An 18,769-nucleotide genomic window follows, 5' to 3' on the forward strand; every position below is an offset into this window, starting at 1 on the left:
TGGTTAAGAAACTCTTTCCTCTTGCGGAAAATACCTTGGGGTGAATTGGGCCGAAGGCTCAAGAGGGGCAAGGCCCCTGCGTCTCATATCACTCTGTCCAACAAGGTCAAAAGGAGGCACCAGATGGCGCTGGACCGCTGGGTATCATTCATCATTTTGTGTGCGGCACTGGGCTATGGCTATGCTGCGTTTTTTACCATGGATGCGGGGTTGCCGCCGTTCATGCAACGCAACCCGATCTGGCCCAGCACTTTTCCAAAGGTGCTGTCCGTGCTGGCGATTATCACTGCGCTGGTGATTTTGCTGGGGCTGGAGAAATCTGGCGAGACCGGCAAAGAGCCGGAAATCGATTATCGCCGCCTGGGAGATTATCAACTGGGTCAAGCGCTGACTTTGCTGGGCTTGATGGTGGGCTATGCGCTGTTGCTGCGGCCGGCGGGGTTTCTGCTCTCGACCTTTGCTTTCCTGTGTTGCGGCGCCTTCATCTTGGGGGAGCGCAAGTTTTACATTCTGCTGCCGGTGGCAGGGTTTGCGGCCTTTGTTGTCTGGTATCTGGTTGATGAGGTGCTGGGGATTTTCCTGCGCCCGTGGCCATTTTTTGTGTGAGGGGGATGTGAGATGATTGAAGGACTTCTCATCGGGCTTAGCGCTGCCTTTTCCATCCAGAATTTGGCGATGGTGGTTGCTGGCTGTCTGATTGGCACCTTTATCGGCATGTTGCCGGGACTGGGGCCGATGTCGATCATTGCTATTATGATCCCTGTGGCGATCACCATCGGGGATCCGTCTGCTGCGATCATTCTGTTGGCGGGGGTATATTACGGCGCGATCTTTGGCGGATCGACTTCTTCTATCCTGTTGAACGCGCCGGGGGTGGCGGGGACCGTGGCGTCCAGCTTTGATGGTTATCCGATGGCGCGCAGGGGGCAGGCAGGTAAGGCATTGACCGTTGCCGCTATTGCTTCCTTCGCTGGCGGTAGCATTGGGGCACTGTTGCTGATGATCTTTGCACCAATGCTGTCAAGGGTGGCCTTGCTGTTTCATTCGGCGGAATATTTCGCCCTGATGGTTGTGGGCCTTTCGGCGATTGCGGCCTTTGCTGGCACGGGCAATGTGGCGAAGGCTGTGTTGATGACGCTTTTGGGGCTGATCATGGCCACGGTGGGAGAAGGGGCGCTGTTTAACATGCCACGTTTCACCATGGGGTTGATGGATCTGCAATCGGGTTTCAGTTTCATCACCCTTGCGATGGCGATGTTTGCCCTGCCGGAGGCATTGTTTCTGGTGTTGAACCCCGCGCGATCCGTGCAAGGTAGCAGTGGCAAAATCGAAAATCTGCGCATCACCCGTGAAGAGGGGCGCCAGATTGCGCCGGTCATCGGCCGCCAGTCGGTGCAGGGTTTCTTTATCGGTGTGCTGCCGGGGGCGGGGGCGACGATTGCGTCGTTTCTTGGCTATGCGGTGGAACGCAACATCGCCAGTAAGGAAGAACAGGCGGAGTTTGGGAAAGGTGCGATTAAGGGCTTGGCGGCCCCTGAAACGGCCAATAACGCCGCTTGCACCGGATCGTTCGTGCCGCTGTTGACGCTGGGCATTCCGGGATCGGGCACCACCGCGATCCTGTTGGGGGCGTTGATTGCGCTGAACGTCACGCCGGGGCCACGGTTGATGATTGATGAGCCGCAGATCTTCTGGGCGGTGATCATTTCGATGTACATTGGCAATCTGGTTCTGCTGGTGCTGAACCTGCCGCTGATCCCCTATATCGCCAAAGTGCTGACCATCCCGCGCAATTACCTGATCCCGTTCATTCTGTTTTTCACCCTGATGGGCAGCTACATCGGGCAAAATAACGCAACTGAACTTTTGATCCTTGTGGGGATGGGCGTCTGTGCCATGGTGTTGAAGTTTGCAGATTACCCGCTGGCGCCGCTGCTGATCGGATTTATTCTGGGCGGTATGTTGGAAGATAACTTCTCTCGCTCGATGCAGCTTTATGATGGGATCGGCTTTATTGTGGAGCGTCCTATGACCCTTGGCCTGTTGGCGATTGCGGCCCTGTTGGTGATTGTGCCCAGCTACCGCGCCCGTCGCGCTAAGGCACGCGCTGCTGGGGTGGCCGAGGGAGACTGACCTACGTGAAGACCTGTGCTGGCAGTGGTGATGGCCCTGCTGGCACAGGTGTCGGCCTGCCTGTGGTGAGGTTTCGAAAATTTATGTAAGGTATGGCAGACAGTGCGCCAGTTTGTTCGAACACTTTGGTTGACGAATTGGAAAACTGGCACAAGGTTCTGGCAGAGCATGAACACCAATCGCGAGGGCCGCGTCCATGAGACGCCTCGCACCTGTTTCATTGCAGTCTGTACCCGCGGAATGCTCTCGGCTTGAAACTTAGCCTTCGGGGCGCGCGCTATCGGCTTGTATTAAGTCCGTTATTAAGTCCGTGGTTTTGCCGCAGAACCCGCCACAAGACCATATGGCCTTTGAGCAAGAGTTCTAGGATGCGTCGGATCGGGTCGAAAAAGCACTCAGTCTAGAGGGTAGCCTGCTCCATTATTGTGCATGAGAAGGAAGGCTGATGCCATGCGGATGCCCTGTGCAATCGCATTGATGCGGAAACCCTAAAGCAATCAATCTGCCTCATTTCAAATACGGCTCGCTGGCTCCATAGGCGCGCCGGTCAAACCAGCAGACGCTTCTGCGTCCTCATGGGATCCGGATATCTATGAGCGGAAAGTCCGGTCGCCTTCGAAAGGAAAGTGACCTGAACGAGCAGTTGAAGCGGCACAAAATTCGACATGTCCAGTATGCTCAGGGCCTTTGCAAAATACGTGGAAGACTTGCATCAAACACGGAAAGGATCACAGAGCGCGCTATTTCATCCCTGTTACGTTATGCTTTTTATTCCCCGATCTGCACAGACATGCAGTACGTGAAACTGTTACAGCTGTGCGGGCACATAGATCATGCCAACTTGATTCTATTCAGGACCGTTTGTTTCACACAGATCAAGCACATTGAGCGCTACGAGGGGAAAATAAGTATGCCCAGCAATGTCGAACCGAGCATTCGCCAGCTCAGAGCACTCGAGGCGGTTGCGCGTACAGGTAGTTTTACCGCAGCGGCAGAAGAACTCGGTGTGTCTCAGCCCACAGTTTCAAACCTGATTGTCGCCCTTGAGCGCCAAACCGAGTGCCGGTTTTTGCGGCGGGGCAGCAAGGGCATCGAGACAACCGAGATGTTCGAGAAACTGCGTCCACAGATCAAGGCTCTGTTGGCCCTGAAATCCGAGGTCGACCTGGAGATTGGTAACCGAAAGGGTCTGAAATCCGGAAGCTTTTGGGTCGGCTATTCAACTTATCAGATCGCCATGCCGCCTATCGCTAAGTTCATTCAAACATACCCTGGCGTGACGTTGAACGCGCGCGCGATGGCAAGCTTGGACCTTCTGCCATTGCTGCGTGCCGGTGATCTGGATGTGGCCTTTGTGACCGCCTGTGACGCGATAGATGATTTGTTTTGCCGGAAAGTCGCCTCCTTTCGGGTTGGCATTGTGGCACGTCGGGACGGGCCGCTGGCCGGGGTGGAACGCCTGACATGGAAAGAGGTTGCGAACCTCAGGCTTATTCAACGTGAGCCAAATGCTGGTACACGTCAGATATTTGAAAGCGCGGCAGCCAGATCAGGGATCGTGCCCGATACAGTTTTGGGTCTGGGGTCCTGGGGGTCAATAACATCGCTCGTACGCGCTGGGGTGGGCGAGGGCGTCGGATTCGAATCAGAATTGATGGTCACAGACAAGGATCTGATGTTCATACCAATTGATGACAAAAATCTGGGTGCGCATCAGTTTCTCGTTGCATTGCCTGCTATGGCAGGATCGTCAGCGGTCAGTAACTTCTATGAAATAACACAAAAAACTCTTGACGGTATGGATGGCTAAGCCAAACATAGCCTAAACCTATTTTTTGCCAGTAATTATTAAACTGTTACATTTCATGCGTAAATGATCGTCAAACAAACCTGGAGGTTGTCATGTCGATCCGTCTTATCTTGATGTCCACTGCCGCAACGATGATTGCGGTCCCTGCGCTGGCAAATTGCCCAGTCGCAACCGTCGCGGAGCCAATGGGGCTGAAACCCGCATTCCCGCAGCAGCTGGAACTGACTGAGCTGCAATCGGGCGCATCTTGCACCCTTGAATTCTCGGAAAACCCTGCGATTGCCGAACTGAATGGCAAAATCCTTGGCAATGCTGATCTTGCTGCTGTTGCAGACCGCCTGCCGGCCGAGCCTTTGGTTTTGATGCCTTATGAGAGCATCGGCCAGTATGGTGGCGCAATCACCGGCATCTCGAAAGCGACAGAGTCGGGCACATCAGACCTTTTGTCCGTACGCCACGTAAACTTTGTGCGTTATGCGGATGACCTGCAAACGGTTGTTCCCAACATCGCCAAAGCGTGGGAGTGGAACGAAGATAAGACCGTTCTGACAATCACACTGCGCGAAGGCCACAAGTGGTCGGACGGCGCGCCCTTCACCGCCGAAGACGTTGCCTTCTGGTACAATGATCTGCTGCTGAACACCGACATTCTGGAAAAAACCCCGGATCGCTGGCTGTTCGCAGGCGAGCCGATCAAGGTTGAGGCGGTCGATGATGTGACCGTGCGCATGTCCTTCCCGGTGCCGACGCCGGGCATTCTGAACCGCTTTGCAGTCGACTACGGCCAGCCGTTCCAGCCCAAGCATTTCCTGGGTCAGTTTATGCCCAAATACAACGAAAATGCTGACGCGCTGGCGCAGGAATACGGTTTCGCCAACGGTGCCGAAGCGGTTGATTTCTACTACGGTGGTTCGGACTGGAAAGACGTGCCTTCGCCGCTGCTGAAAGATGCCGACAAGGCCGCGGCCATTGGGCGCGCGGTTGTGCCGACCCTGGAAAGCTACATCGTTGTAGAAGAAACCTCGGAAGGCCGTAAACTGGTGGCGAACCCCTATTTCCACCAAGTCGACACTGCAGGTAACCAGCTGCCCTATATCAACGAAATCGTTGAGAGCTATGTCAGCGACAAGGAAGTTCAGAACCTCAAGGTCATGAACGGTGAGGTTGTCTGGAAACAGCAGGCGATCTTCCTGGAAGACTTCCCGCTGCTGAAAGAGAACGAAGCCAAGGGCGGCTACACGATCCAGTTCGCTCCGACTCTGGGCGAAAACGTGTTCTTCTCGTTCAACCGTACCCATAACGACGAGGTTCTGCGCAAAATCTTCAACGACGTGCGCTTTAACCGTGCCATGTCGCTGGCAATGAACCGCGATGAAATCAACGAGATTGTTTATCTGGGTCAGGGCACACCGCTGCAGGGTGTTCCGGCAGAACCCAAGACGGTTTCTTTCATCTCGGATGACATCCTGAACAAAGACATCGCCTATGATGTCGAGGGTGCCAAGGCCCTTCTTGCTGAAATGGGTCTGAGCGATAGCGATGGCGACGGGACGCTTGAGCGCCCGGATGGTAAGCCGCTGGTTATTCGTCTGGTGTACTCCTCGCAGGGTGTGCCGGTGAAAATGATGGAACTGGTGCGCGACTACTGGACCGCAGTGGGCGTCCGCGTTGACCTGAAAGAGGTGACCTCGGATGAATACCGCGCAGCTGGCAACAATAACGATCTGGATCTGACGACCTGGAAATATGATGGCAATACCGGTCCGACCATCTCGCAGGATGTGACCGTTTTCGTGCCGCCCTTTGGTGATTTCTTCAACCCGGGCACCGGCGCGAAATGGGCCACATGGAAACAGACCGATGGCGCGGAAGGCATTGAGCCCCCGGCGGATATCAAAAAGCTGTGGGATCTGAGCGAACAGTTCATTCAGGTTGAGTTCGGCTCGGATGCCAGCAATGAAATCGGTGCGGAAATCGTTAAGATCCACACAGATAACATGCTGAAGATCGGCACCGTCGGTGACATCGTTTCCCCCTTCCTGTGGCGCAACGATCTGCAGAACGTCAAACCCATCAAGTCGAAAACCTATGACTTCTACTGGGCCTACCCCTACCGCCCCTCGCAGTGGTGGCTGGAACAGTAACCACCATAAAGGTTTGACATTTTATTCCGGGGCGTTTGCAGCAGACGCCCCGGTGTTTGCAGTCCACGCTGCAATTTTGGGACAGATGTATGCTAAGATTCACCGCCGAACGACTCATAGGAATGGCCATTACGATGCTTCTGGTATCGATGATGGTATTCCTTATCATGGAAATCCCGCCGGGAGATTACGCCGATCGCTATGCGTTTCGGAAATACTCGGGCACCGGGGTCAACGTGACAGAAGCTGATGTGCAGGCCATCCGCCAAGAGCTGGGCTTGGATAAACCGATGCTTCTGCGTTATTTCGACTGGATTGGCGGCATCGTTCTGCGCTGGGATTTCGGGCAGGCATTTGCATTTGAAACCTCTGTGACCAAGGTGATCGGCGACAAGGTTTGGCTGACCGCGGGTATTCTGTTTGCGACGCTGATCCTGACCTATCTGATTTCAATCCCGGTTGGGATTTATGCGGCCGTGCGACGCGGCTCGGCCATTGACTACGGGTTGACTATTTTCTCATATCTGGGCCTCGCGCTGCCGAACTTTCTATTGGCACTGGTGATGCTTTATTTTGCCAACCGGTGGTTTGGGGCGGATATTGGCGGGTTGTTCTCGGCCCAGTATCAGGACGCTCCCTGGAGCATGGCCAAGGTCTGGGACATGCTGAAACACCTCTGGTTGCCCGCGGTGGTGCTGGCCTGGTCGGCCGTGGCCTATCAAATCCAGACTGTGCGCGCGACCATGTCCGATGAGCTGAACAAGCTGTCCGTCACCGCAGCCCGTGCACGCGGCGTGCCCGAGCGCAAGTTGCTGATCAAATACCCGGCCCGGCTGGCGATTAACCCGGTCGTCTCGACCATCGGGTTCGACGTGAACCGGATCTTCTCGGAATTGCCGATCGTAGCGGTGGTTCTGGGGCTGACTGAACTGGGCGAGTTGCTGCTGAAAGCGTATCTCGACCTCGATATGAACGTGGCTGGTGCGATCCTGTTGATGCTGACCTTTGCCATCGTCTTTATGAATTTCCTTTCCGATCTGCTGCTGGCGTGGCTGGATCCACGCATCAAGTTGGGGGCGTGACATGACCGATATGACAGATCCCGAAATGACCCCGGCCCAGCGTCGGGCCGCAGAAAAAGAACGTCAGCAGCTGCTGAAGTACTATTCGGCTTCGCAATGGACCCTGATCTGGTGGCGCTTCAAGAAGCACCGGGCTGCGATGTATGCGTCGATTGTGCTGGGGGTGATGGCGCTGACCGGACTGTTTGCCGAAATCGTGGCCCCTTATGGCCCCGTGACGCGCGACACATCATATATCGAAGGTCCGCCGCAAATTCCCCGGTTCTGCGACGACAACGGCTGTTCTATCGTGCCCTTCATCAACGGCACCAAAACCGAACGTGATCCGGTGACCCTACGGGCCATCTCAGTGCCTGATCCTGACGTGCGTAACTATTTGGGACTGTTCGTAAAAGGCGACGAGGTTAAGGTTCTTGGCTTTATCCCAACCGACCGCCATTTGATCGGATTGCAGAACCCGGATGCGAAAATTCACTTCTGGGGGACAGATGATCTGGGACGTGACGTGTTTTCGCGTACCGTTTACGCGACGCGCACATCGCTTTCAATTGGTGTGATCGGGGTGCTGATCTCCTTTGTGCTGGCACTGATCATCGGTGGGATCGCCGGGTATTTTAGCGGTATCATCGACAACGTGATCCAGCGCGTGACCGAGGTGATCCGGGTTGTGCCCATTATCCCGCTGTACATGGGACTGGCCGCTGCCATGCCCAAAGAGTGGTCGACCACTCAGGTCTATTTCGCGATGACACTGATCCTGGGCCTGTTCGGCTGGCCGACACTGGCGCGGCGTATCCGGTCGCAGCTTCTGTCCATCCGTAACGAGGACTACGTGGTCGCGGCGCGACTTGCCGGCGCGCGTCCAAAGCGCATTATTGGCCAGCACATGCTGCCCAGCTTCACCAGCTTCATCATTGTCGATCTGGTGATTTCGTTCCCTTACATGATCCTGTCTGAAACCGCGCTGTCCTTCGTAGGTCTGGGCCTGCGCCCACCATCAGTTTCTTGGGGTGTGCTGTTGCAACAGGCGCAATCGGTCCGCGCGATCGAACAAACTCCTTGGTTGTTCATTCCCGCCGTGTTCGTGGTGGTGGCCGTCCTGGCCTTTACTGTAATCGGTGACGGTCTGCGCGATGCAGCCGATCCTTATGCGGAGGCGAAGTGATGGGAAACATACTCGACGTCAAGAACCTGACCCTGAATTTCCGCACGGATGAGGGCCTGATCCAGCCAGTTCGTAATGTTTCTTTCTCGTTGGAAAAGGGCAAGACGCTGGGCATTGTTGGCGAAAGTGGTTCGGGCAAATCCGTATCGACCAAGGCGATTATGCAATTGCTGCCGGGGACCGCCAGCATCGCTGAAGAATCCCAGATCAACTATGTGATGAAAGATGGACAATCCATCGACCTGGCCAAAGTGCGTGCGCGTGACCCGCGTATGGGCGTGGTGCGCGGCGGCGAGATTGGGATGATCTTTCAGGAACCAATGGCCAGCTTTTCGCCGATCTACACCATCGGCAACCAGATCATGGAAGCGATCCGACTACATCGTGGCCTTAACAAACGGCAGGCACGTGAGCTGGCGATCGAGATGTTGGACAAAGTGGGCCTTACCAACCCGTCTGTGCGCGTCGATCAGTTCCCACATGAGATGTCAGGCGGTATGCGGCAACGCGCGATGATCGCGCTGGCCTTGTCGGCCGGTCCGCAACTTCTGATCGCGGATGAGCCAACAACCGCGCTGGACGTGACGATTCAGGCACAGGTTCTGCAATTGATGCGCGACCTGCAATCCGAGCTTGGGATGAGCATGATCTTCATCACCCATGATCTGGGAGTTGTCGCTCAGGTCGCCGATGATATTGCGGTGATGTACAAAGGCGAGATTGTCGAGCGCGGTACTGTGCGCGAAGTCATCAATAACCCGCAACAGGCCTATACCCAGCGTTTGCTGGACGCGGTTCCACGGCTGGACAAGGTTGTCCCGCCTGCGCCGTTGAAGAAGGCCAGAAAGCTGATGGACGTCACCAATCTGGGCGTTGAGTTTGAGTTGCGCAACAAGAAGCTGTTCCGCACTGAGGTTGAGACGGTCCGTGCGGTGAGTGACATTACCTTCGACATCCTGAAAGGTGAGACGGTAGGGCTGGTCGGCGAAAGTGGATCGGGCAAAACCACCGTTGGGCGCGCGATGCTGCGCGCCATTGATCCCAGCGAAGGCGAGGTGATCTTTCACCGGAAAAACAAGGGTGACATTGACCTCGCTCACGCATCCGAAGCGGAACTGCGCGAGGTGCGCAGCAAGATCAACATGGCGTTCCATGAACGACCAGTCCAGTTGCACAATCTGGGTGGCAAGTTGCTACGCAACTTCCGTCCGGAAATGAGCCTCGTCTTTCAAGACCCGTATTCTTCCTTGAACCCGCGAATGACGGTGCGGGACATCATTGCCGAACCGCTGGTGGCCTCGGGGTTGATGAAAGACAGGGAGCAGATTGACGAACGGGTGCGCGAAATCGCGGCGCGTTGCAAGATTGATCTGGAGCATCTGCGCCGTTTCCCACATGCGTTTTCCGGTGGCCAGAGGCAGCGGATCTGTATTGCGCGCGCGTTGGTGTCCAAGCCCAAGTTTGTTGTCTGTGATGAATGCGTTTCGGCGCTGGATGTGTCGATTCAGGCTGAGATCGTCGCGCTGTTGAAGGACGTGCAGGCCGAACTGGGGGTCAGCTTCCTGTTCATCGCCCATGACTTGGCGGTGGTCGCGCAGATATCGCACCGGGTCGCGGTTATGTATCGAGGAAGGTTCATGGAATATGGCCCGACCGACAAGATCTTTTTCAATCCGCAACATCCTTATACCAAAGCGTTGCTGTCCGCCGTGCCACATCCCGATCCCGACATTGAATTCAAGCCGACCGGTATTGAGGGCGGCATGATCCATCCCGTCGCCTCCTCAAGCCCGGACGGGGTGTCGTTGCGCATCCCGGATCAGCCCTCCGATGAGCCGATCCAACTGGTGGAAGTGGATGAGGGGCACTTCGTTGCCTGCCATCTGGATCAGCAGGCGACCGTGCAAAGAACTAAGTCGCTGGAACCCGCTTAACCGGCGGAAATACCCTTGCGGGAGCCACAGGAAAACTGTAGCCCCGCCATAGCTCAAAGCTATGTTGTAGAAACCTTCATATAGAAGATGAATGGCATGACTGATCAAACCCAAAAATTACCAAAACCGCATCTCGGCGAACCGTATCTTTTGACTCCCGGGCCGCTGACAACGTCACTGCCCGTGAAAGAGGCGATGCTGCGTGATTGGGGCAGTTGGGATGGCGATTTTCGCGCCATGACTGCCGAAATGCGCCGCCGCCTGCTGGATATTCTGGGGCCGGAGAAAGGCCGCTATGACTGTGTGCCGATGCAGGGCAGCGGTTCATATGTTGTCGAAGCGATGTTGGGTAGCTTTGTCCCCAAAGATGGCAAGGTTCTGGTGTTGTGCAACGGCGCCTATGGTAAACGCGCAGTGCAGACTCTGGGCTATCTTGGCCGCGATTGTGCAGTGATCGACATGGGGGACTATCTGCCTCCGCGTGGGGATCAGGTGGCAGACGCCCTGCAGGCCGACCCCGCCATCACGCATGTGCTGGCCATTCACTGCGAAACCAGCTCAGGCATCCTCAACCCGCTCCAAGAGATCTCGGATGCGACGCAGGCCGCTGGCCGCAAGCTGCTGGTTGATTCCATGTCGGCCTTCGGTGCTGTCCCGCTTGAGCCGCATGTGATCCCGTTTCAGGCGATGGTCAGCTCGGCCAACAAATGCATTGAGGGCGTGCCGGGCTTTGGCTTTGTGATTGCAGAAACAGATGCGATCAAGGCCGCGGAAGGCAACAGCCATTCGTTGAGCCTGGATGTTCACGCGCAATGGGCCGCGATGGAGAAGACAGGTCAATGGCGCTTTACCCCGCCCACGCATGTGGTTGCGTCGTTCATCGAAGCGCTGCGCGCGCATGAGGCGGAGGGCGGCGTTGCCGCACGGGGCGCGCGGTATCTGGAAAACCGAAAGACGTTGGTCAAAGGGATGCGTGCACTGGGCTTCGTCACTTTGCTGGACGAGGAGTGGCTGTCGCCGATCATCACCACCTTCTTCTGCCCAGATCACCCCCGTTTTGCGTTCCCGGATTTCTATGATCGTATGAAAGCGCGCGGATTTATCCTGTATCCCGGCAAACTCACGGCGGCTGAAAGCTTCCGGGTTGGCCATATCGGGCAGGTCGATGCACATGTGATGCAAGCGGTTGTTGACACGGCAGCTGACGTGCTGCGGGACATGGGGGTCGACAATGCCAGCCCTTCGGATGACACCCTCAAACAGAAACAGGCCGAACCTGCCTGACGAAAGGAAAGACAATGAGCAAATTTAAAGCCGCCGTGTTTGATTGGGCGGGGACAATGGTCGATTTTGGCTCCTTCGCACCGATGGGTGTGTTTGTGCAGGTCTTCGCCAAGTTCGGAATCGAAACCACGATCGAACAGGCCCGCGCACCGATGGGCGCGCCCAAATGGGATCACATCCGCTCCATGATGGATATGCCCGAAATCGCGGCCCAGTGGGAAGCGAAATACGGTAATGCGCCAACTGATCAGGACGTCGACAAGGTCTATGAGATCTTTGTGCCGATGAACGAAAGCGTCGCTGCCGACTACGCGGAACTGGTTCCGGGTGGCAAGGCTGCGATTGATGATCTGCGGTCCATGGGCCTGAAGATCGGATCGACCACGGGTTACACACGTTCGATCATGGAAAATGTCCTGCCGGTTGCCGCCGCTCAGGGCTATGAGCCGGACAATCTGATCTGTGCCGACGACCTGCCCGAAGGCCGACCGGGCCCGCTTGGAATGTATAAATGCATGGTTGATCTGGTGGCCTATCCACCTGCGGCAATCGTCAAAGTCGATGATACCGAACCGGGCATCAAGGAAGGCGTCGCTGCTGGCTGCCTGACTGTGGGCGTATCTATGTCCGGCAATGCGGTTGGCAAGACACCGGAAGAACTGGCTCAGCTGTCCGCAGACGAGATTGACTCGCTGCGCCAGCATGCGACCAAGATCCTGAAGGACGCCGGTGCGGACTATGTGATCGACACGGTTGCCGATCTGCCCGCGCTGATCCGTGAACTGGACGGCGCAGAGGACTGATCCCATGCTCAAGGAGGCTCCGCGCAATTTTCTATTCATCGTCATCGATCAATTCCGCGCGGACCTTCTGACGGGCGCTTTGGGGCGGAATGTGCCTTTACCCAACATGCGCGCTCTGGCTGCGCGATCGGTGCATTTCCGCAACCACCATACAGTTGTCGTGCCCTGCGGTCCTGCACGTGCGAGTCTGCTAACGGGCCAGCACGCGATGAACCACGGATCGGTTCAAAACGGTATTCCGCTACGGCGCGATATGCCCAACCTTGCAACCGCGCTGCGTACCATCGGGCGAGAGCTGTTGTTGTTCGGCTATACGGACACGCAGCCTGACCCCAGAGGTCTGCACCCGAATGACCCTGCGCATCTGTCCTATACAGGGCCGATTGCGGGGATCACCGAGGTCACCGAGATGCGCGAGGAAGCGTGGGAGTGGCTCGCCCATCTCAGATCGCGTGGCTATGACGTGCCGGATGCGGGGGGCGACCTCACTGCGCTCTACAGGCCTCAGAACGATACCCTCGGAGGGCCGGCGCTCTATGATGCGCAGGACAGTGATACCGCGTATCTGACTGATCGGGTATTGGCGCATCTGGATGTGCGCAAGTCACAGCCATGGTCTGCTATGGTCACCTATATCCGGCCGCATCCTCCGTTCGTTGCTCCGGCGCCCTATAACGATTTGATCAAGCCGCAGGATATCCCACCGCCAGTTGAGGCGGGCTTTGAGCATCCGTTTTTTGAAGCCTATCATTCCGGCCCTAGCGGAACGGATATGTTCTGGGGGTTCGATGGTCAGCAAAGTGCCATAACACCCGAACAGATCGCTCTCTGCCGGGCCACCTATCTGGGGCTTGCCGCAGAGGTTGATCATCATATTGGCCGACTTTTTGAGTGGTTGCGAAATGCGGGGCAGATGGACGACACGCTGATCGTGTTGACTGCCGATCACGGAGAGATGCTGGGTGATCTTGGCCTTTGGGGAAAACAGACCCCGTTCCGCGCCGCATCCCATGTGCCCTTAATGATCGGGCATCCGGATCTTGAGCCCGAAGAGATCGACGCATTGACCCAATCCATTGATGTCGCCCCTACGGTTCTGTCGGCGCTTGGTGCCGCTCCGCCGTTCGAGATGCAGGGCAGCAACCTCTTGGCACCTGACCAGCCCTACGGGCAGGCTGCTATGGTCGAGCTTGAGCTTGGATCCGAAAGCGGCCAGGGACGTTTCGAAACCGCTTGGCAGTGCCCATCTGATCATTGCCGCGCCCTCGCGTTCGAGAAAGACGGATACCGGCTTGCGCATTTCGCGACGGATATCGAACCGATGCTGTTTGACGTCGAAAAAGATCCGAACTGCACCCAGAATTTGGCTTCAGGAGAGCAAACCAGAACACATCGGCTCCAAGCTGAGGCACTTTCATACAGAATGAGAAAAAGCCGTTCAGCACAGTTTTGAAAGCCAATCAGCCAGGTTTTATCAGGCGCCCCGCCATTGCAGTTTCCCAATGACGTCTTATGAGGTTGAAATTTTCTGAGTGGCAACTGTAGGGCACCGTGAGAAACGCGCGCCAGACGTTTGAGGATCTGTCTGAGGGGCGGATTATTGTGGACATGCACGAGGTGCGGTCGCGCTTTGGTGACCGCGGCGCAGGCCGGGTGGCGATTTTCTGAATTCACTGAAAAATGCAGCTTGGGGATAACGTTCCTCAGGCTGCTGGTTTGAGGCGGCAGAATGTGCATGGATATCCTTTAGACATCCTTCATCAATCGCAGCGCGTCATAGATTGCTGCGTGGGTGTTGCGCGCACTGACCGCATCGCCAATGCGAAACAGCTGGAAAGTACCCTCGGCGTTGCGTACGACCTGTTGCGGCTGTCCATCGATCAACGCGTCATAGTCCACCGCGCCCAGATTGCGCGACAGCGGTTTCAGATCAAAGTAAAGATCCGCGAGCGGCAGGGTGCCATAGTTCACCACCACTTGATCATAGTGCTGGTCCTGCCGATGGTCGCTGTAGTCGGTGCCGATCGTGGCGCGCAGCTGATTGCCATTGCGGGCAACCCCCAGCAAACGACGGGCGACCGTGAAGGTCACATCGCTTTTCTGTAGTGCCCGCATGTAAGGCACCAGATTCATTCCCATGATATCGGGGGCAAACGTGCGGTCCGGCGTCATGACCTCGACCCGCGCGCCGGCCTCAGCGGCGACTTCGGCAGCCATCAGGGCAGGGTGGTCGCCACTTTCATCGTAGATCAGGGTGTTTTGTGCTGGTTTCACGTCGCCCGCGATCAGATCCCAAGCGGTGATGACCTGATCCTGTTCCGTGCCACTTTCAAATAGCTCCGTATTCGGTATGCCGCCTGTCGCCACAATCACCACATCGGGAGAGAGGGCGGTGATGTCCTCTGCTTCTGCCCATGTATTAAAGCGAAATTCCACATCCCGCGCCGCGCATTGCACCATGCGCCAGTCGATGATGCTGATCATCTCGCGCCGCCGCTTTGACTGCGCGGTCAGACGCACCTGCCCACCGGGGTCTGGCTGTGCCTCAAACACCGTGACATCATGGCCGCGTTCTGCTGCAACGCGCGCTGCCTCTAACCCCGCGGGGCCGGCGCCGATGATGACCACTTTTTTACGTGTCTCTGCGGGGGGGATCTCATGCGGCATGGTCAATTCGCGACCTGTGGCGGCGTTGTGAATGCACAGCGCTTCGCCCGCCTGATAGATGCGATCCAGACAATAGGTGGCGCCGACGCAGGGGCGAATGTCCTCCTCTCGTCCCTCAACGATCTTCTTCACGATATGCGGGTCGGCCATATGTGCCCGCGTCATTCCCACCATGTCCAGCAAACCGGCCGAGATTGCATGCCGCGCGGTGGCCACATCGGGGATCTTGGCGGCGTGGAATGTGGGCAGGCCGGTCGCTTTTTTCACCTCGCCAGCGAAATCCAGATGCGGCGCGTTTTTCATTCCTTGCACGGGGATCACATCTGTCATCGCAGGATCCGTGTGGATGCGGCCGCGGATCACGTTGAGGAAGTCGATCTGCCCGCTGTCTGCCAGCCGCTTTGAAATCTCGATCCCCTCGCTGGCGGTGATGCCGCCTGCTTCCGCCTCATCCGCCGTGTAGCGGGCACCAATGATGAAGTCGTTGCCGACACGGTTGCGCATCGCATCAATCACCGCCATTGGCAGCGCCATGCGGCTATCAAGCGTCGCGCCGCCAAAAGGTCCGTCCAGATCATTTGTCAACGGCGACCAGAACTGATCGAGCAGGTGGCCGTAAATCTGCACCTCAATTCCGTCCATACCGCCTGCCTTCATCCGCTCTGCAGCATCGGCGAAATCGCTGATGATGCGGTCGATATCCCAATCCTCAGCCAGTTTCGGAAACGCCCGATGTGCTGGTTCACGGTGTTTCGAGGACGAGACAGAGGGCAGCCAGTCCCCCTTGTTCCAACCCGTGCGCCGACCCAGATGGGTCAGCTGGATCATCACCGCACAGCCGTGTTCGTGGCAGGCATCCGTCAGGCGTTGGATATGAGGCACCACATCATCGCGGTAAGCGAGGATATTGTTAAAGACCGGCGGGCTGTCGCGGCTGACGGCGGCGGATCCTGCGGTCATCGCCAGCGCCACGCCCGCCCTCGCGCGTTCGGCGTGATAGGCGGCGTAGCGCTCTTTTGGCATGCCGTCTTCGGGATAGGCGGGTTCATGCGCGGTGGTCATAATGCGGTTGCGCAGTGTCAGGTGTTTCAGCTGATAGGGTTGCAGCAGCGGGTCTTGGGTCATTTCTGGCGTCTCTGCTCTCGCGGGTGGCTGGTCAATGAAAGGTTAATACGGATGCATAGGGTGTGAATACGGTGGCGTATGGCGTGGCTAGTGCCACGCGTCCGGCATCGATGCCTTTTTCTGCTCGATAAAGGCCATGATCTCCTGATCTTTGGCGATATCCAATGGCGGCGCTTCATAGTCACGCAGCACTTGTTTCCATTGGGCATTGGCGCGGGCGCTGGCGTCAATACGGCCTGTCTCGTCCCATGTCTCAAAGGGTTGGTCGTCGTTGAAACCACTGTCCCAATAGGCGGTTTTATAATGGCGCAGCGTGTGATCGGTGCCAAAGAGGTGTTCGCCTGGCCCGAACTGCGCCAGCGCGTCAAACCCCAGGCTGTCCTCATCGATGACAAGCCCGCGCATATAGGCATGCAACGCGCCGCACATATCGAGGTCCATCATGAACTTCTCATAAGACATCGACAGCAGCCCATCGAGGAAACCAGCCGAATGCAGAATGTAATTCGCCCCCCCTTGCACCGCTGACATCATCGACATCATTGCCTGCTGCATCGCCTGCCCATCTGGCATTTTGGAGGTGGAGAAGTTGCCCGCACAGCGCAGTGGCAGCCTATAGCGTCGTGCCAGTTGCCCCATCACCAGTGATCCCAGCGCGGGTTCTGGTGTTCCAAAGGTCGGCGAGCCAGTCCGCAGCGCCATCGACGACAGGAACCCTGCCATCACCACGGGGGCGCCGGGCCGCGTCAGTTGCGCTAATGCGCAGGACGACAGGGTTTCCGCCAGACATTGCGCGATGGAACCTGCCATTGTCAGCGGCGATACCGCCCCGCCCAGCAAGAAGGGCAGGTGGATCGACCCCTGGTTCGCCGCCGCATAGGCGCGGATGCCTGCGGATGTCACGCCGTCCAGCACGAGGGGCGATGTCGTGTTGAAATTGCCAATGATGACGCAGTTCTGATCGACAAAATCCGCGCCGAACAGAATGCGGCACATATGAATACTGTCTTCGGCCCGTTCAGGCGCGGTGATAGAGCCGAGGAAGGGGCGGTCAGAGTAGCGAATATGAGCCTGCACCATATCCAGATGGCGTTTGTTCACCGCGATATCGGTGGGTTCGCAAATGGTGCCGCCAGAATGGTGCAGCCACGGCGAGGATTGCGCCAGTTTGACGAAGTTTTGGAAATCCTTAATGGTGCCGTACCGCCGCCCCTGATCCAGGTCCATCACAAAGGGACTGCCATAGGCTGGGGCCAGCACCATTGCATCACCGCCGATTTGCACGTTGTTTGCAGGATTACGGGCGTGTTGAATGAATGTCGCGGGTGCGGTTTGCAGAATGTCACGGATCATGCCGCGCGGGAAGCGTATGCGCCAGACCTGTGCGCTGTCCTCACGCACCTCCGCACCGGCCTCTTTGAACAGGCGCATGGCTTCTGCGTCCTCGCGCAGCTCAATCCCGATCTCTGCCAGAATACGGTCGGCGGTGTCCTCGATCTGTTCCAGCGCGCCGTCATTCAGCAGATCATAGGTTGGAATGCCCCGCGTTATATAAGGTACACGCAGATGCGGATTGGCACCGGGGGCGATGGTGCCGCGACCGGACTTGCGGCGTGCGGCACGACTGGAGCGTTGGGCGATGGTCACAAGCTTCCTCCTTGCTGATGGCGGGGAGTTGGGGCGCTATTGAGGCCCTCTTGACAGTAGCGTCCACAGAATCGACATATATGTCAAGTTACTTGTATATGCCTCTGCTTTTTGTTAGCCACAGGGCATGGAACCTGTTCATCCCACGCCTGACCTCATTCGTTCTGATCGCCCTGATCGCCAGTCAGAGGCAGATTGGCTGCAGGCGGCCTATGAGTTGCTGACCGAAGCAGGGGTAGACGCGGTAAAAATCATGCCGCTGGCCAAACGACTGGGCGTGTCGCGCACCTCCTTCTACTGGCACTTCAAGGATCGCGATGCGCTGCTGGAAGCGATGGTCAAACGGTGGGAGCAGAAAAACACGGGCAACCTGATTGCCCGCACTGAGGCCTACGCCGAAAGCATCGCCGAAGCGGTGTTTAATCTCTTCGACTGCTGGATTGATGACGACCTGTTCGATGCACCACTTGATTTGGCTATCCGTAATTGGGCGCGTAATGATGCGGATCTGGGCCAGCGCGTAGATCAGGCGGATTCGTGCCGCAAAGAGGCGTTGAAGGCGATGTTTCTGCGGTTCGGTTTTGACGCAACCCAATCAGAGGTCCGCGCGCTTACCGTTTTATATGCGCAGGTCGGCTATATCTCGATGCAGATCGAAGAGGATCGCGAAGGCCGGATTGCCCGTATGCCCGATTATATCGAGGCCTATTGCGGTCAGCGCCCGACCGAGCGTGAATGCCGCCGTTTTCAGGCCCGCCACCCCTGAACAGTCGTCGACAGTCCCCCCCTTTGACGGGGCGAAACCGCAGCCCGCCCGCCTACCGCTCCCCGACGCACGGCGTTTTGACAGCATTTGCCCGCCAAACCTGCCTGCCGACATGATTTGAGGCTTGAAACCGCGCGTTCTGAGCCGTAGTAAGACGCAAATTTCATCAGGCGACCGTGCGGGTGGCCTGTCACCCTTGTGAGGAAACA

At 57.0% G+C, this 18,769-nt stretch carries 13 protein-coding genes; 11 read left to right on the forward strand and 2 right to left on the reverse strand.

What is annotated here, in order from left to right:
* Positions 1–123: 123 nt before the first annotated feature.
* The 10 genes from MHM86_RS01260 to MHM86_RS01305 all read left to right on the forward strand — a co-directional run bounded on the left by MHM86_RS01260 (position 124) and on the right by MHM86_RS01305 (position 13,808).
* Positions 124–606 (forward strand): tripartite tricarboxylate transporter TctB family protein, encoded by a 483-nt coding sequence (locus MHM86_RS01260; protein ID WP_239194989.1) that lies wholly within the window; start codon positions 124–126, stop codon positions 604–606.
* 12 nt (positions 607–618) lie between these two features.
* Positions 619–2,133, forward strand: a complete 1,515-nt coding sequence (locus MHM86_RS01265) for a tripartite tricarboxylate transporter permease (RefSeq protein ID WP_239194991.1) — start codon at positions 619–621, stop codon at positions 2,131–2,133.
* 910 nt (positions 2,134–3,043) lie between these two features.
* Positions 3,044–3,943 (forward strand): LysR substrate-binding domain-containing protein, encoded by a 900-nt coding sequence (locus MHM86_RS01270; RefSeq protein WP_239194993.1) that lies wholly within the window; start codon positions 3,044–3,046, stop codon positions 3,941–3,943.
* Between the two features lie 92 nt (positions 3,944–4,035).
* A complete protein-coding gene (locus MHM86_RS01275) occupies positions 4,036–6,087 on the forward strand; it encodes an ABC transporter substrate-binding protein (protein WP_239194995.1) in 2,052 nt (683 codons plus the stop codon).
* 89 nt (positions 6,088–6,176) lie between these two features.
* Positions 6,177–7,169, forward strand: coding sequence for an ABC transporter permease (locus tag MHM86_RS01280; RefSeq protein WP_255722988.1), 993 nt, complete (start codon positions 6,177–6,179; stop codon positions 7,167–7,169).
* A gap of 1 nt (position 7,170) precedes the next feature.
* Positions 7,171–8,334, forward strand: coding sequence for an ABC transporter permease (locus tag MHM86_RS01285; RefSeq protein WP_239194997.1), 1,164 nt, complete (start codon positions 7,171–7,173; stop codon positions 8,332–8,334).
* On the forward strand, positions 8,334–10,268 hold the full coding sequence (locus MHM86_RS01290; protein WP_239194999.1) for an ABC transporter ATP-binding protein: 1,935 nt from the start codon (positions 8,334–8,336) through the stop codon (positions 10,266–10,268). Before MHM86_RS01285 ends, MHM86_RS01290 begins: the two co-directional genes overlap by 1 nt.
* Before the next feature lie 96 nt (positions 10,269–10,364).
* Positions 10,365–11,552, forward strand: a complete 1,188-nt coding sequence (locus tag MHM86_RS01295; RefSeq protein WP_239195000.1) for a 2-aminoethylphosphonate--pyruvate transaminase — start codon at positions 10,365–10,367, stop codon at positions 11,550–11,552.
* A 14-nt stretch (positions 11,553–11,566) separates the two neighbouring features.
* The gene (gene phnX, locus MHM86_RS01300) at positions 11,567–12,355 is read left to right on the forward strand and encodes a phosphonoacetaldehyde hydrolase (RefSeq protein ID WP_239195001.1); all 789 of its coding nucleotides are present in this window, start codon (positions 11,567–11,569) and stop codon (positions 12,353–12,355) included.
* On the forward strand, positions 12,330–13,808 hold the full coding sequence (locus MHM86_RS01305; protein ID WP_239195002.1) for a sulfatase-like hydrolase/transferase: 1,479 nt from the start codon (positions 12,330–12,332) through the stop codon (positions 13,806–13,808). Before phnX ends, MHM86_RS01305 begins: the two co-directional genes overlap by 26 nt.
* Before the next feature lie 293 nt (positions 13,809–14,101).
* On the opposite strand, the gene MHM86_RS01310 is transcribed toward MHM86_RS01305, so the two are convergent.
* Both MHM86_RS01310 and MHM86_RS01315 read right to left on the reverse strand, forming a co-directional pair.
* Positions 14,102–16,147, reverse strand: coding sequence for an NADH:flavin oxidoreductase (locus MHM86_RS01310; protein ID WP_239195003.1), 2,046 nt, complete (start codon positions 16,145–16,147; stop codon positions 14,102–14,104).
* A gap of 87 nt (positions 16,148–16,234) precedes the next feature.
* The gene (locus MHM86_RS01315) at positions 16,235–17,794 is read right to left on the reverse strand and encodes a trimethylamine methyltransferase family protein (RefSeq protein WP_370643981.1); all 1,560 of its coding nucleotides are present in this window, start codon (positions 17,792–17,794) and stop codon (positions 16,235–16,237) included.
* 127 nt (positions 17,795–17,921) lie between these two features.
* Between MHM86_RS01315 and MHM86_RS01320 the strand changes: the two genes are divergently transcribed.
* A complete protein-coding gene (locus MHM86_RS01320; RefSeq protein ID WP_239195004.1) occupies positions 17,922–18,560 on the forward strand; it encodes a TetR/AcrR family transcriptional regulator in 639 nt (212 codons plus the stop codon).
* Positions 18,561–18,769: the final 209 nt, after the last annotated feature.

Source organism: Thalassobius sp. Cn5-15 (assembly GCF_022347685.1).
In the GTDB taxonomy this organism is placed as follows: Bacteria; Pseudomonadota; Alphaproteobacteria; order Rhodobacterales; family Rhodobacteraceae; genus Thalassobius.

Coding starts and splice junctions, on each gene's coding strand:
- MHM86_RS01260 (WP_239194989.1), top strand. CDS start 124: ATGGCGCTGGACCGCTGGGTATCATTCATCATTTTGTGTGCGGCACTG.
- MHM86_RS01265 (WP_239194991.1), top strand. CDS start 619: ATGATTGAAGGACTTCTCATCGGGCTTAGCGCTGCCTTTTCCATCCAG.
- MHM86_RS01270 (WP_239194993.1), top strand. CDS start 3,044: ATGCCCAGCAATGTCGAACCGAGCATTCGCCAGCTCAGAGCACTCGAG.
- MHM86_RS01275 (WP_239194995.1), top strand. CDS start 4,036: ATGTCGATCCGTCTTATCTTGATGTCCACTGCCGCAACGATGATTGCG.
- MHM86_RS01280 (WP_255722988.1), top strand. CDS start 6,177: ATGCTAAGATTCACCGCCGAACGACTCATAGGAATGGCCATTACGATG.
- MHM86_RS01285 (WP_239194997.1), top strand. CDS start 7,171: ATGACCGATATGACAGATCCCGAAATGACCCCGGCCCAGCGTCGGGCC.
- MHM86_RS01290 (WP_239194999.1), top strand. CDS start 8,334: ATGGGAAACATACTCGACGTCAAGAACCTGACCCTGAATTTCCGCACG.
- MHM86_RS01295 (WP_239195000.1), top strand. CDS start 10,365: ATGACTGATCAAACCCAAAAATTACCAAAACCGCATCTCGGCGAACCG.
- phnX (WP_239195001.1), top strand. CDS start 11,567: ATGAGCAAATTTAAAGCCGCCGTGTTTGATTGGGCGGGGACAATGGTC.
- MHM86_RS01310 (WP_239195003.1), bottom strand. CDS start 16,147: ATGACCCAAGACCCGCTGCTGCAACCCTATCAGCTGAAACACCTGACA.
- MHM86_RS01320 (WP_239195004.1), top strand. CDS start 17,922: ATGGAACCTGTTCATCCCACGCCTGACCTCATTCGTTCTGATCGCCCT.